The organism is uncultured Nostoc sp., assembly GCF_937863485.1.
Taxonomy (GTDB): domain Bacteria; phylum Cyanobacteriota; class Cyanobacteriia; order Cyanobacteriales; family Nostocaceae; genus Nostoc.
Map to the genome: position 1 here is coordinate 1 of NZ_CALMFY010000215.1, position 14,283 is coordinate 14,283.

Genomic DNA, 14,283 nt, shown 5'->3' on the forward strand with positions numbered 1-14,283 from the left:
CTTTGGCATAACGCACCCTACGTATATTTCAAAAATCAAATATCAGTCCTATAGTAAGCGAGAATGCTTTGAGACATTACCTCGTTTACCTCGTTCCTAGTTTCCGACTGGGAACGCCTATTTTGGGGCTGCCGCCTCCCTGACTCGCAGCAGAGCCGCAATTGATTTGCATTTCCAGCTTCTGGCTGGAAACGAGGTTTTATGGGGATTTTAGCTTAAGTTAACACGGATCAGCAATTGGTGTGCCCCTACCAACGTATTTATATGATTATTAAAGTGAAACAGTGTCATTTCTGTCCGGTGAAAGTTTTATCATTAAAACCGTAGGGGGCAGAGGGAGTTTTGAATTATAGGTAATTAAGCCAACTTGATATTATCGGATGAAATTGTGTGAGTTATTTAATCTACTTTCGTGACGAAATTTTTGAGCGTAAAAATAATAAATTTTGTTTTGGTTGTAAAACATTACTTTTAAATACTTTTCTAAAATACCCAAAAGTATCTAACTGCACATCTTGGCTATGATAAATAATTTCACTAATCGGTAACCTGTGAGCATGTAACTTATGACTATTAAAGATCCTAAGGATAATCTTCGGGCAAGTAGATAAATAATTTGAGATTCAACAAATAAACTAGTGAGATGTATGTTATGGTTTTTATAGGAATCAAAAAAGTGAAAACACAAAAAGACTTCAAGACAAGTTTGAGGCAAGCTCAAGAAAGTTTTTTTGCTCTGGTAAGTCCGCTTCAATTCGCTACATCTTTTTGCCACAAAAATCTAAAACTAGATTGAGTAGGATAGTAGCCTTTGTAACAACTTGAAGTCAATCGAAATTTATCTGGGTATGAGCCAATAAGAGTTGGCTAACCTAGCTAGAGCATTACCCGCTAAAGGCAATTACTCTTGGAGTCTGGGAAGAAAGACTCTTAGTACAGCCTGACAAATCCATAGAAATACAGAATATTTACGAACTTAATCTTGCGGGAACAAACATTTGCAACCGCGAACTAAGTTGAAGCAGTTGCTGACTTTTGGAAGGAAAACTTCAAGCAGAATGGTGTAGTTCCAGAATTTTCAGGAATTTAAGCATACTGTCAAAAGTTACTAAGATATTGTCTAAGCCAGAGTGTTAGGGGTTGCCTGTGCAGGCTTTATAGTACTGCACCTGTAGCTACCACTTTTAGGCTGGAATTTATCCTGCTGCATCAATCACGAAACGAGAAGCGCTATTGAAGTTCTTGGCGACTTCACATCAGCAAAATCATAGAAGTTGTAGCGACCATTTAAGAGTGGATTGCAATTTGGTTGGTTGTGTGGTTCAGAGAACAAATCTGCGTTCATTTGAATTCCTGCTGCAACCACTCTTGAGGCTTGAGCAACCATTTGGAATTCTGTTACAACAACTGAACAATGCTGAAGTCAAAGTTTTAAAGGCTTTGTTATTAGGAAATAGAGATTTCTCTATCCCTTAAGTGATGTCTGACGACAAGTCGCTCTGCGTCTACGCTTCGTGGGTAAATATGTTCTGATTTTAAATGTTTTTGTCAGGATGCGATGTGTAGCGACAAGTTCCTACACGTCTACGCCAACAGGCTCTACTTCCCAACACCACCAAGGGTGAATATCTCACATCAAGCTTGCGACCCATCAGCTAAATCATTTTAGGAAAACACAACCATGACTGAAGAAAAGATTAGACAAATAGCTTTCTATGGTAAAGGCGGTATTGGTAAATCTACCACCTCTCAAAATACCCTAGCAGCAATGGCTGAAGTGGGTAAACGCATTCTTATTGTCGGTTGCGACCCTAAAGCTGACTCTACCCGTTTGATGCTACATAGCAAGGCTCAAACAACCGTTCTTCACCTCGCTGCTGAACGTGGTGCAGTAGAAGATATAGAACTCCATGAAGTGATGCTCAAGGGTTTCCGTGACGTTCTTTGCGTAGAGTCTGGTGGTCCAGAACCCGGTGTAGGTTGTGCAGGTCGTGGTATCATCACCGCCATCAACTTCTTGGAAGAAAACGGTGCTTACCAAAACCTAGACTTTATTTCTTACGACGTATTAGGTGACGTTGTGTGCGGTGGTTTTGCTATGCCTATTCGTGAAGGTAAAGCACAAGAAATCTACATCGTCACATCGGGTGAAATGATGGCAATGTACGCTGCTAACAACATTGCTCGTGGTGTTCTCAAGTATGCTCACACTGGTGGCGTGCGTTTGGGTGGTCTGATTTGTAATAGCCGTAATACTGACCGGGAAATCGACCTAATCGAAACCCTGGCAAAACGGTTGAACACCCAAATGATTCACTACGTACCTCGTGACAACATTGTGCAACACGCAGAATTGCGCCGCATGACTGTTAACGAGTATGCACCTGACAGCAACCAAGCTAATGAATATCGGACATTAGGTACAAAGATCATCAACAACAAGAATCTGACTATCCCCACACCTATCGAGATGGAAGAACTAGAAGAATTGTTGATTGAATTCGGTATTCTCGAAAGCGACGAAAATGCTGCAATGTTGGTTGGCAAGACTGCTACTGAAGCACCTGTATAAAGTAGTATTAAGTAAATAATGGACTAGGGTGGGCTGCTTGCCCACCTTTTTTTGGTTAAAAATCAGCAAGAAAGCGATTAACTTTAGATAAATAATATTATTTTGATTCTTAATAGGGATTTTGATGAATTGTAATCAGGACTTACGCACGGGTCATGAAAGAACGAACCACTCCAGACACAGAGAAGCCAGTGCGCCCTTGCGGTTCCCCGACTTGCAGCAACTGGCGCGACACGGAGGAATGATTTGAGAGGTTTTTTGCGTAAGTCCTAGTAATCCAAAATTTCCATATTAGAATTACAAAAAATATGTTTCAATCCCTAATAAAAATTTTAATTAATTGCGATCGCAGGAGTCTGAAATCCAAGCTATATTTAATTGGTATGCAGGAACCTAGCTAGAAAGGGACTCAGCAAAGAAAATTGTTTCGTCCCGTGGCTATTCTTTGCTAATATTTTCGGCTTTTCGCTGACAACAGCCACAGAGAAAATAAAAGCGAACGCTGTCAGTGTCGGGTTTAATCAATATTAGCTAAACGCGATCGCAGCTTTAATACTTAGTGGAAATGATATCGGACTTAAGGACTTGAGCGTGTCTGCTGAAGCGCTGAGTAGCACCGTAGTTCCCATTGTTCAAATCCAAATACTGGGGAAATTATTAAAATTTCAAGTTTAAAGTGAGTAAAATGTAAGTACGTGATATACTACGTCTCTGACTTACCCTGGTTTTATGGCACTGCCAATTGTTGCAATTATCGGACGCCCAAATGTGGGCAAATCCACCCTGGTTAATCGACTCGCCGGGGAACAAACGGCGATTGTCCATGATGAACCGGGAGTGACACGCGATCGCACTTACATGCCAGCTTTCTGGAATGGTCGCGAATTTTTAGTCGTAGACACTGGTGGTTTAGTCTTTAATGATGATACCGAATTTTTACCACTAATTCGCCAGCAAGCAATGACAGCGCTTGCAGAAGCATGTGCCGCTATTTTTGTAGTAGATGGTAAAACAGGCCCCACATTGGCAGATTTAGAAATCGCCGAATGGATGCGCCAACAACGCGTACCTGTGCTACTAACTGTAAATAAATGTGAATCCCCAGAACAAGGCTTAATCCAAGCTGCCGAATTTTGGGAATTGGGATTGGGCGAACCTTACGCCATTTCCGCGATTCATGGCAGTGGTACAGGAGAGTTACTTGATGAGTTAATTAATCACATACCTGCTATTGAGGACATCCCAGAAACGAATGAAATCAAAGTAGCAATTGTGGGACGCCCAAATGTGGGCAAATCTAGCTTACTCAATTCTTTTGTCGGGGAAGAGAGGGCAATTGTCAGCCCAATTTCCGGCACCACCCGCGATGCTATTGATACTTTCATTGAACGAGACGGGCAAAGCTACCGCTTAATTGACACCGCTGGCATTCGCAAAAAGAAACACATAGAATACGGCACAGAATTCTTTAGTATTAACCGTGCTTTCAAAGCGATTCGCCGCGCTGACGTGGTTTTATTAGTACTAGATGCTGTAGATGGAGTAACTGAGCAAGACCAAAAATTAGCTGGGCGGATTATCGAAGAAGGTCGAGCTTGCATCATCGTCGTTAATAAGTGGGATGCTGTCGAAAAAGATTCTTACACAATCTACGATTACGAAAAAACTCTGCAATCACGGTTACATTTTACCGAATGGGCAGAAACAATCTTTGTGAGTGCCTTGTCAGGACAACGGGTAGAAAAAATTCTAGAGTTGGTGAAAACGGCGGCTGAATCACACAAACGCCGTGTCAGCACATCAGTTATTAACGAAGTCTTAACAGATGCCGTCAGTTGGCATTCACCGCCAGCATCCCGTGGTGGGCGTCAAGGCAAGATTTATTATGGTACACAAGTAAGTAGCCAACCACCAACGATCGCCTTATTTGTCAATGATTCCAAACGCTTCAACGACAACTACCGCCGCTACATTGAACGTCAATTCCGGCAACAGCTAGGATTCAAGGGCACGCCAATGATTTTACTGTGGCGGAGTAAAAAAGTCCGTGATGCCGAAATTGGTAATGTTAATAGAGCAACTCGCGTTAAATTAAGTTAGGAGACGCGATTAATCGCGTCTGTACAGGATAGACGTGATTAATCGCGTCTGTACAGGATGTTATGAGTTAAAGTCAGAATTGCTTCCTAACTATAGAACCCTATCGACTTGAGTTTGATAACGGTACAAGGTGAAAGTTATGAGAGTTCCTCGTTCCCATGCTCCGCGTGGGAATGCATTAATTGAGGCTCTGACTCAATTTCTGAGTGGAGGCAGCAGCCCCTAATTAGCCATTCCCATGCAGAGCATAGGAACGAGAGAATAATGGGAAATAAATCGAGCTTTTTTCGACTTGTGCGTACACCATAGCGTTTTTAAAGGAGGATTGAGGTTTCAGGTTTTCAATGCGTAAGTCCTGTTAAAGTCAAAACTGCTAACTCCTAACTCTTAACTTTAAAATGGATTTATTGCGATCGCTGCCACTTGGACTTTATTTAGAACAACCCCAAACTTGGCTGCATAAAATCGATCCGCGAGTCAAGTTCGCCTGGTTGATGAGCTTTTTAACAAGCTATATTTTGGCTAACAACTTTTGGCGGGTGCTGCTAGTGGTAGTATTAATTATTGCCACCTTGATTGCCAGGATTCCTCGACGAGTATGGCAGCAGCAAATGGGTTGGCTGTTAATGCTATCGTTTTTTGTTTTAGCGATCGGAGCCATCAGTCCTGATGGAATGGGTGTAGATTATCAGCCACGCCTGCCAATTAATGAACAAATATTAAGCCAGCCATCAAACTCCAATAATATTGTTCCAGAGCAAGTAATTGAGAAAAAAGAATACAGCTACGTGCTATTTCACAAAGGCCCGGTGAAAGTAACTCGCTATTCCTTGGATTTGGCAGTACGCCTGAGTACACTTATATTTACCGTGATTTACAGCACCAACCTGTATCTGCTGACAACCGCACCAGAAGAAATCACATCTGGCATAGAAAGCCTAATGCAACCCCTGCGACGCCTGAAGTTGCCTGTTACAGAAATTGCTTTAACTTTAACCTTGTCCTTGCGCTTTATTCCCCTGGTATTAGAAGAAGTACAAAACTTATTTCGCTCCGTGATGACAAGGGCAATTAATTGGAAAAAGTTGGGATTGAAAGGAGGATTCAAAGTTTGGATGACAGTTGCAGAGAGACTGTTAGAAAATCTGCTCTTACGAGCCGATCAAATGGCGAATGCAATGATGGTGAGGGGTTTTACCAGTCCCAATGAGCATCGAGTCCAGTGGCACGACTTACGATTAAAAGGGCGTGACTGGTTTGCTATTGCAACTTTAATTTTATTTTGGGGAATACGGCTAGCTATAGGAACTCAGGTCTAATTTTGCGCTGAGAAAATGGTAATAGGTAATAAATAATTGCATTTTGTCAGTGGTCAGTAGTCGTAGTTATTTGTACTCACTGCTGAAAACTGTTAACTAACTATTGACAACGCTTCTAAACAGTATGACCAAGCCTTGGTATTGGCGATCGCTACCCTTAGAAAAGCGCACAGGTTCGGAAGTTTTTGCTGCTCTTTTTCGCCCCACCGCCGCACCGGGAATTGCTACCCTACTAGAAAGTCCCTACCCAACGCCAATCGATCATCCTCAACTCAACCGATATTCTATCTGTGCAGGCGCTCCTCGCCTAGTAGATGGCACCCCACAGATGTGGACACCAGAAGTAGGAGAGGTTTTTCCCTTCCTAGAAAAGTTGTTACAGCAAGGAGTAGCGGGACATGAGGAGGAATTTACCTCCCCTGCTTCCCATCTCCCCTTTACTGGCGGTTGGTTGGGTTGGCTAGGCTACGATGTGGCATGGGAAATTGAACAGTTACCCCGTAATAAAATTGATCCCCTACCCTTTCCCATAGTTTTTTGGTACGAACCAGATTGTTTTGCCGTTTTGGATCATGCACAACAAATTCTTTGGCTAGCCGCCAGTGATGCAAGTGGACTTGATGAGTTAGAAAAGAAGTTAGCAAAGAAAGACGCGGGGAAAGAATTCTCCGTGTCTCCCTGTCCCCGCATCCCCGTGTCCTCTTCACTCCCCCTGTTTTTGACATCTCAAGCAGATTATGAAACAGCTGTCAACCAGGTGAAAAAATACATTCAAGCTGGAGACATCTTTCAGGCAAATCTTTCATTGCGATTTCAAGCGTCTACATTGGCTTCTGGTTGGGAAATTTACCAAGCCTTGCAAAAAATCAATCCTTCTCCTTTTGCCAGCTATTGGCAAACGCCTTGGGGGGAACTGATCAGTTGTTCGCCGGAACGGTTAGTAATGTTGCAAAATCGGCAAGCCCAAACTAGACCGATCGCCGGAACGCGATCGCGTGGTGTCACTCCAGAACAAGATATGCAACTGGCCCAAGATTTACTCAGCAACACTAAAGAACGTGCAGAACACATCATGCTAGTGGATTTGGAACGCAATGATTTAGGGCGAGTTTGTGAATGGGGAACGGTTACTGTTGACGAATTGCTGACAATTGAGCGATATAGCCATGTGATGCATCTTGTCAGCAACATCAAAGGTACTTTAAAAGGCGAATGCACTACCATTGATTTGATTCGTGCCACGTTCCCAGGTGGCACAATTACAGGTTGTCCGAAAGTCCGTTGCATGGAAATTATTGAAGAATTAGAACCTGTGCGGCGCAGCTTGTTCTACGGTTCTTGTGGCTATTTAGATTGGCGTGGTCATTTAGATTTAAATATCTTAATCCGCACCCTGCTATTAGCTCCCGCGTTTCAACAAGGTGGGGGAGCAGGAGAAGTAGGGGAAGTAAATTCTTCCTCATCTCCCCACTCAAGACTCATCCCCCAGCACTCAGCACTCAACATTGTCTGGGGACAAGTTGGTGCAGGAATTGTCGCAGACAGCGATCCTGAGAAAGAATGGTATGAATCTCTGCACAAAGCTCAGGCACAACTGGCAGCGCTGAAAATGCTAGATAATCAATAGAAGATAGTTTTCTTTGCTGTCCCCACTCTCCACTCCCCTATTCTGTTAGCTATTTTGCGCCATTAGGCGACAGTTGTGGCAGTATAGAAAGAAGTTGAAAAGTTCACTGTTGCCGTTGGGAACTTCAAAGGGTGTTTTTCCTGGCAACGCCGAACTTTAACAACAGGATCAGGACTATTTTGTGCCTTGTCCCTACAGATTGGTAAATTGAAGTCACCAAAGCAGATGGTGATGTTTATCAACCAGCCTCTACTCTGTAAAATCTACGCTTTGCGGCTTCTGTTGTACCATTTCGCTTCACTACCACTAACTTCATCTGCCCATTAGGAACTAGATCAAGGTCTTCGTAACCGCAGTTTTGCATTTTAAGCAAATATTCAAGCGAATGTTGGTATTATCGTCTGAATGTTTGGAATTCACTGCGAAAAGATATACATACTCCCACCTTGACTCTTAAATGAATTCAGAAAACGCAGAAACTTACATAAACCATCCAACTTGGGGTTTACTCTACAAAATCTGTATGGTTGATGAGAACCAAGATTTGTTCACCACACTTTATGCCCAGCGCTTATTTTTTTTGGTAGCAAATGACGTTAAAGGTGTTAAATTCCAGTCTCTAGGACGGACTGAGGCTAGAATGATGTTGGAAAATCGCTTACGTACCCTGCGTCGCAGTGGACAATCTCAGGAGTACGATCAGCTTCAGAGTGTTTTCCAACGCACCTTCCAATGAGCAGTTCGATTTCCGAACGTATTGTTTCCATTCGCTCCTCACTGCCAACTTCAGTCCGATTGATTGCTGTTAGCAAGCAAGTTTCTGCCCAGGCCATTCGGTCTGCCTATGCCGCAGGAATTCGTGATTTTGCGGAGAGTCGTATCCAAGAAGCCGCCAGCAAACAAGCCGAGTTGCAAGACTTACCGGATATTACCTGGCACTTTATTGGACATTTGCAAAGCAATAAAGCCAAAAAAGCCATCGAGCAATTCCCCTGGATTCACTCCGTCGATAACTTGAAGCTAGCACAGCGCTTAGATCAATTGGCGCAACAGCTAGGAGTGAGTCCCCAGGTTTGCCTGCAAGTGAAAATTCTCCCTGATCCCAACAAGTCCGGTTGGAGTGTGCCAGAACTTTTGGCTGATTTACCCACACTTAATCAATACAAAAGTTTACAAATTCAAGGTTTGATGACAATTCCGCCTTCAGGATTAAATGCTCCGGAAATTTTGAATGTATTTAATCTCAATCGTGAGCTAGCAAAGGAAATCCAGGAGCAAAACTGGTCACACATTAAAATGCAGCAACTATCTATGGGTATGTCAGGCGACTACGAACTGGCAGTGCAAGCAGGCGCAACGATGGTACGATTAGGAACAATATTGTTTGGCGATCGCTCTTAGCCTGTTGATCATCAGCCTTGGAGGTCAGTATTAATAGAGATCAGGATTTGATGACAAGAATTTTGTAACAGACTGGTGCAATTGGAAACAAAGGATATAGTATTGACAAGAGCAATCGCCAAGGGAAAATGGGGTATAAAGAACTTACCTTCGGACAAACCTTAGGATATAATCTTGACTCATTATTATGTTTAGGCGATGCACAGACCTTTCCAATAAGTGTCAGTTCATCGCCAAAACTCGTAGTATGGGCTACAAATAGCAAAACACTTGCTGAAATATCCACCGATGTAGCGTAGTTTACCGCCGTAGGCATCGCTCCTTGTTCAATCAATCCTAACCCAAGTCAAAACAGGCTATTCGCATCAGGAGAGTACACACACAATGAACAATATCTTTTCCAAACTCAGAGACTTTGTGGGTCTAAATGAGCAAGTGGAATACGAGTATTACGAAGAAGAACCAGAAACAGATAATAATAATAATTACCAAAATCTGTATCAGCAAGAAAATCCCCAACCAGCACCACAAGAGAGCGCAACCGCTCAAAATCGACGCTGGCGGGAACCAGTGCCTACAATGGGAGATGATATAGCAGCAGGTTCAAAGCCAATGGGGAATGTGATTGGTATGCCAGGAGCAATTAACGGAATTTCGGAAGTTTTAGTCCTCGAACCACGCACCTTTGAAGAAATGCCCCAGGCAATTCAAGCGTTGCGAGAACGCAAGTCAGTAGTATTAAATCTGACAATAATGGACCCAGATCAAGCTCAACGAGCAGTAGATTTTGTTGCAGGTGGTACTTACGCACTAGATGGGCATCAAGAGCGCATCGGTGAGAGCATCTTCTTGTTTACGCCAAGCTGTGTCCAAGTTAGCACCCAAGGTGGCGTTCTTCATGAAGTACCACAACCGCCAGCCCGTCCCTCTCGTCCTACAGGCTCTCCAAATCAAACCTGGGGCAACGAAACTAACCGGATGGCACAATAAAGTTAAATTAGTTGTTAGTCCTTTGTCCTTTGTCATTTGTCGTGGGTTTTGATCATAATGACAAATGACAAACGACTAATGACTAATGACCCTTACAGGTGACGCTACCGCAACTCTTAGAGACGCTGCGTAGAACGCTAACGCCAGTCACTCATGGGGAGCGACTGCGGTGGACGGGTTCCCAAGGCACTCCGTTGGGCGGCTTTGCCGACTTGAAGGAAGTGCCGTCGCCATAAAAGAGGCAGTGCGCCCTTGCGCGTCTCCCCTTCTCCCATTCGTGAGAGGCTAGCGCCTGCCTTCTTGATGCCCAAAGGGCTGTAGGGAGAAGCAACTGCCGTCAAGTGGCGTGGAAACCCCCTGTAAAAGCGCTGGCTCACTAATGACTAATGATCAATGACTATAAAATTTGGCTTAATTGGTGGTGGGGTAATGGGAGAAGCGCTCTTATCCCGCCTAATCACGCGTGGAATTTATCAATCATCAGAAGTCATAATTAGCGAACCGCTATCTTCACGCCTAGATTTTTTAAAACAGCAATACGATGTTGCTGTGACCAGAGATAATAGCCAGGTTTTCACCGCAGCAAAAGAAGTTGTCTTTTTGGCAGTGAAACCGCAGGTGTTTAGCGCGATCGCTCAAGAATTAGCAGATATTGATATTATTAATAGAGAACACTCACCCGTAATCATTTCCATCTTGGCGGGTGTGCCTTTAAGCCAGCTAGAAGCTGCATTTGTGCAATTGCCAGTTATTAGAGCAATGCCCAACACCCCAGCAACTGTGGGGGCGGGAGTTACTGCGATTTGTTTAGGTGCATACACCAGCCCCAAGCACCACCAAATAGCACAGCAAGTTTTTTCTGCTGTGGGGGAAGTGGTGGAAGTGTCAGAAGGGCTGATGGATGCTGTTACAGGGCTATCTGGTAGCGGCCCGGCTTACGTGGCGCTCTTGGTAGAAGCACTTGCTGATGGCGGAGTAGCCGCAGGTTTACCTAGAACAATTGCCAATCAACTAGCCTTGCAAACCGTATTGGGAACAGCGAAACTGTTGGAGTCAACCAAACTGCACCCAGCAGAACTCAAAGATCGGGTTACCAGTCCTGGTGGTACAACCATTGCGGGGATTGCCAAGCTAGAACAGGCAGGATTTCGTTCAGCTTTAATTGAAGCAGTAAAAGCTGCCACAGAGCGATCGCAAGAACTGGGAAAATAAAGTTATGAGTTATGAGTCAGGAGTTATGAGTTTTAACTTCTAACTCCTAACTCATAACCTAACGAAGTTGACAAAGACTCGTTAGTATAGTAAACAATCTGGTTGCAAATGTGATTGAGTGAATTATCCTGCGCCGTCTCCAGAACTTGACTTAGGGTCTATATTTCCCTTTGAACTGGATCAGTTTCAAAAAGAAGCGATCGCGTCCCTGAACGCCGGACGCTCCGTAGTCGTGTGTGCCCCCACAGGTTCGGGTAAAACATTAGTCGGGGAATACGCCATTTATCGCGCCCTGTCGCGAGGAAAACGTGTATTTTATACTACTCCCCTAAAGGCGCTGTCGAATCAAAAATTACGTGACTTTCGAGAAAAATTTGGGTTTGATCAAGTCGGACTGTTAACTGGAGATGCTTCCATTAATAGGGATGCACCGATTTTGGTGATGACTACAGAAATTTTCCGAAATATGCTCTATGGCACACCCATTGGGCAAATTGGCATCTCATTAGTAGACGTTGACGCCGTGATCCTTGATGAGTGCCACTACATGAATGATCGCCAGCGCGGAACAGTTTGGGAAGAGTCAATTATCTATTGTCCTCGGGAAGTGCAACTGGCAGCCCTCTCAGCAACGGTTGCCAACAGCGATCAACTCACCGACTGGCTAAATCGCGTTCACGGCCCAACAGACCTGATTTACTCCGATTTTCGCCCAGTCCCCTTAGAATTTCACTTTTGCAATCCCAAAGGGTTATTTCCCCTGCTGAATGATAGCAAAACCAAAATTAACCCCCGCCTTCAGAAGAAGAAGGGGAGAGGGGGAGAAAGGGAGAAGGGGAGAAGTGGTAGACCGGAGGCTCCTGGCATCATTTATACCTTGAGCCAGTTAGAGCAACGAGATATGCTACCAGCGATTTACTTTATCTTCAGCCGCCGGGGATGTGATAAAGCGGTGGCAGAAGTGGGTGATTTATGGCTAGTAAATAATGAAGAGTCTCAGATTTTGCGCCAACAGATTGATGACTTTTTAGTCCGCAATCCCGAAGCAGGGCGTTCTGGACAAATTGCACCCCTATATCGAGGAATTGCCGCCCACCACGCCGGAATTTTGCCTGCTTGGAAAGCACTGGTAGAAGAACTATTTCAGCAGGGGCTGATTAAAGTAGTATTCGCCACCGAGACACTAGCAGCGGGAATTAATATGCCCGCCCGGACAACGGTTATTTCTACCCTTTCCAAGCGTACCGACACTGGACACCGCCTGTTGAACGCTTCCGAATTCTTGCAAATGGCGGGACGGGCGGGCCGCCGGGGGATGGATAAACAAGGTCATGTGGTGACAGTCCAAACTCCCTTTGAAGGAGCCAAAGAAGCCGCGTATTTGGGAACATCCAAGCCAGACCCCCTAGTAAGCCAGTTTACGCCCAGTTATGGCATGGTACTCAATTTGCTGCAAACCCACACCCTAGAGCAAACCAGGGAACTCATAGAACGCAGCTTTGGGCAGTACATGGCCACCTTGCATTTAAGACCAGAATACGATGAGATTGCCGAACTGCAAACACAATTAGCTCAACTTCATGAGCAAATCGCCGCAGTTGATGAAAATGAACTGGCTGTTTATGAGAAATTGCGGCAACGCCTGAAAGTGGAACGCCAGATATTGAAAACCCTGCAAGAGCAAGCGCAGGATGATAGACAACAAGAATTGGGGATGATGTTGGGCTTTGCAGTCTCAGGAACTCTGTTGAGTCTTAAAGGCAAAAATATCACAGTGCCTTCACCTGTAACCGCAATCTTAGTGGGAAAATCGCCTGGTTCTGGTCAAGCTCCTTACTTGGTATGCTTAGGGCACGATAACCGCTGGTATGTAGCAACAACAGGGGATGTAGTCGATTTGTATGCTGAACTGCCGCGAGTTGAGGTGCCACCTGATGTACTACCACCGCCAGAGATGCCCTTGAAACCAGGACAGTCGCGCCGTGGTAGTCAAGAAACCTTTGCGATCGCCGGGCGTATTCCCAATCCGATAGAATCTTTGTATTTGGCACCAGAAGTAACAGAACAACTCAGTCGAACTGCCGCCATCCAAGAGCAATTAGAAGCTCACCCCTTACATCAATCAGGCAATGCTGCCACGCTTTTCAAGCGTCGCGCCCGCTATGTGGAACTAGAAGCCGAACTCGAACAGTTGCAAGAGCAAGTAGAGCAACAGTCACAACGTCATTGGGAAGAATTTCTCAATTTAATTTCAATTCTGCAACACTTTGGCGCTTTAGATAACTTAGTCCCTACACAATTAGGGCGAATCGCTGCCGCCATTCGAGGGGAGAATGAATTGTGGTTGGGTTTAGTATTCGCTAGTGGTGAATTGGACAACTTAGATCCGCACCATTTAGCCGCCGCCGCCGCCGCTTTGGTGATGGAAACGCCCCGTCCAGATAGCAAGGTTAACTTTGAGCTTAGTAATGAAGTGGCAGAAGCCTTGAAAAAATTGCGGGGAATTCGCCACCAAATGTTCCACCGACAACGGCGGTATAACGTAGCGCTGCCTATATGGTTGGAATTTGAGTTAATTGCCATAGTGGAACAATGGGCGCTAGGAATGGAGTGGACAGAACTTTGCGAGAACACCACCTTGGATGAAGGCGATGTAGTAAGAATTTTACGGCGGACGTTGGATTTATTATCGCAAATACCCCACGTTCCCCATTTGCCACACTCTTTCCAGCGTAATGCCCATCGGGCGATGCAGTTGATTGATAGATTCCCTGTGAATGAGGTCGTTGAATGAACAGAACGCTCTTACGCACAAAGAGTATTTGATAATTTCTTTGCGTAAAAGCCTCTGTCCATCTTTGCCTCTTTTTCTCTCTGTGTGTCCTCTTCATCAACATTAATTTGAGGTCTTTGAAGTAATGCTACAAACTGCCCCAACAATGAATTTAAATTTGACCAAACAATAGTGGTGGTAAGTGGTTAAAAGTGCTTTTTTGGTTTCGTATATGTTTTATACGTGATTAATCACATGTATATAACAGAAGTTATAGTCCCTGTCAACG

General features: G+C 44.5%; 10 protein-coding genes and 1 pseudogene. 9 read left to right on the top strand and 2 right to left on the bottom strand.

The window, feature by feature from the left end:
* Nucleotides 1-1,681 precede the first annotated feature (1,681 nt).
* Nucleotides 1,682-2,572, top strand: a complete 891-nt coding sequence (gene nifH / locus Q0541_RS28625) for a nitrogenase iron protein (protein WP_298919296.1) — start codon at nucleotides 1,682-1,684, stop codon at nucleotides 2,570-2,572.
* Nucleotides 2,573-3,010: 438 nt separating this feature from the next.
* Here nifH and Q0541_RS28630 read toward each other — a convergent pair.
* A pseudogene (locus Q0541_RS28630) lies at nucleotides 3,011-3,097 on the bottom strand (CRISPR-associated endonuclease Cas2); the annotation flags it as partial.
* Between the two features lie 204 nt (nucleotides 3,098-3,301).
* Here Q0541_RS28630 and der point away from each other — a divergent pair.
* The 6 genes from der to Q0541_RS28660 all read left to right on the top strand — a co-directional run bounded on the left by der (nucleotide 3,302) and on the right by Q0541_RS28660 (nucleotide 10,009).
* A complete protein-coding gene (gene der, locus Q0541_RS28635) occupies nucleotides 3,302-4,672 on the top strand; it encodes a ribosome biogenesis GTPase Der (RefSeq protein ID WP_298919297.1) in 1,371 nt (456 codons plus the stop codon).
* Between the two features lie 398 nt (nucleotides 4,673-5,070).
* The gene (locus Q0541_RS28640) at nucleotides 5,071-5,991 is read left to right on the top strand and encodes an energy-coupling factor transporter transmembrane protein EcfT (RefSeq protein WP_298919299.1); all 921 of its coding nucleotides are present in this window, start codon (nucleotides 5,071-5,073) and stop codon (nucleotides 5,989-5,991) included.
* Nucleotides 5,992-6,115: 124 nt separating this feature from the next.
* The gene (locus Q0541_RS28645) at nucleotides 6,116-7,618 is read left to right on the top strand and encodes an anthranilate synthase component I (RefSeq protein WP_298919301.1); all 1,503 of its coding nucleotides are present in this window, start codon (nucleotides 6,116-6,118) and stop codon (nucleotides 7,616-7,618) included.
* A 457-nt stretch (nucleotides 7,619-8,075) separates the two neighbouring features.
* Nucleotides 8,076-8,354, top strand: a complete 279-nt coding sequence (gene pipX, locus Q0541_RS28650; RefSeq protein ID WP_196514765.1) for a transcriptional coactivator PipX — start codon at nucleotides 8,076-8,078, stop codon at nucleotides 8,352-8,354.
* Nucleotides 8,351-9,019, top strand: coding sequence for a YggS family pyridoxal phosphate-dependent enzyme (locus tag Q0541_RS28655; protein ID WP_298919305.1), 669 nt, complete (start codon nucleotides 8,351-8,353; stop codon nucleotides 9,017-9,019). The genes pipX and Q0541_RS28655 overlap by 4 nt, the downstream gene beginning before the upstream one ends.
* Nucleotides 9,020-9,403: 384 nt before the next feature.
* On the top strand, nucleotides 9,404-10,009 hold the full coding sequence (locus Q0541_RS28660) for a cell division protein SepF (RefSeq protein ID WP_298919307.1): 606 nt from the start codon (nucleotides 9,404-9,406) through the stop codon (nucleotides 10,007-10,009).
* Nucleotides 10,010-10,146: 137 nt separating this feature from the next.
* On the opposite strand, the gene Q0541_RS28665 is transcribed toward Q0541_RS28660, so the two are convergent.
* Nucleotides 10,147-10,386 (bottom strand): hypothetical protein, encoded by a 240-nt coding sequence (locus tag Q0541_RS28665; RefSeq protein ID WP_298919309.1) that lies wholly within the window; start codon nucleotides 10,384-10,386, stop codon nucleotides 10,147-10,149.
* 16 nt (nucleotides 10,387-10,402) lie between these two features.
* Between Q0541_RS28665 and proC the strand changes: the two genes are divergently transcribed.
* On the top strand, nucleotides 10,403-11,221 hold the full coding sequence (gene proC, locus Q0541_RS28670) for a pyrroline-5-carboxylate reductase (RefSeq protein ID WP_298919311.1): 819 nt from the start codon (nucleotides 10,403-10,405) through the stop codon (nucleotides 11,219-11,221).
* A 118-nt stretch (nucleotides 11,222-11,339) separates the two neighbouring features.
* Nucleotides 11,340-14,015, top strand: coding sequence for an RNA helicase (locus tag Q0541_RS28675; protein ID WP_298919313.1), 2,676 nt, complete (start codon nucleotides 11,340-11,342; stop codon nucleotides 14,013-14,015).
* Nucleotides 14,016-14,283 lie beyond the last annotated feature (268 nt).

Bases quoted from the DNA above. Each gene is read 5' to 3' on its own strand.
- nifH (WP_298919296.1), top strand. From the start codon at position 1,682: ATGACTGAAGAAAAGATTAGACAAATAGCTTTCTATGGTAAAGGCGGT.
- Q0541_RS28655 (WP_298919305.1), top strand. From the start codon at position 8,351: ATGAGCAGTTCGATTTCCGAACGTATTGTTTCCATTCGCTCCTCACTG.
- pipX (WP_196514765.1), top strand. From the start codon at position 8,076: ATGAATTCAGAAAACGCAGAAACTTACATAAACCATCCAACTTGGGGT.
- Q0541_RS28645 (WP_298919301.1), top strand. From the start codon at position 6,116: ATGACCAAGCCTTGGTATTGGCGATCGCTACCCTTAGAAAAGCGCACA.
- proC (WP_298919311.1), top strand. From the start codon at position 10,403: ATGACTATAAAATTTGGCTTAATTGGTGGTGGGGTAATGGGAGAAGCG.
- der (WP_298919297.1), top strand. From the start codon at position 3,302: ATGGCACTGCCAATTGTTGCAATTATCGGACGCCCAAATGTGGGCAAA.
- Q0541_RS28640 (WP_298919299.1), top strand. From the start codon at position 5,071: ATGGATTTATTGCGATCGCTGCCACTTGGACTTTATTTAGAACAACCC.
- Q0541_RS28660 (WP_298919307.1), top strand. From the start codon at position 9,404: ATGAACAATATCTTTTCCAAACTCAGAGACTTTGTGGGTCTAAATGAG.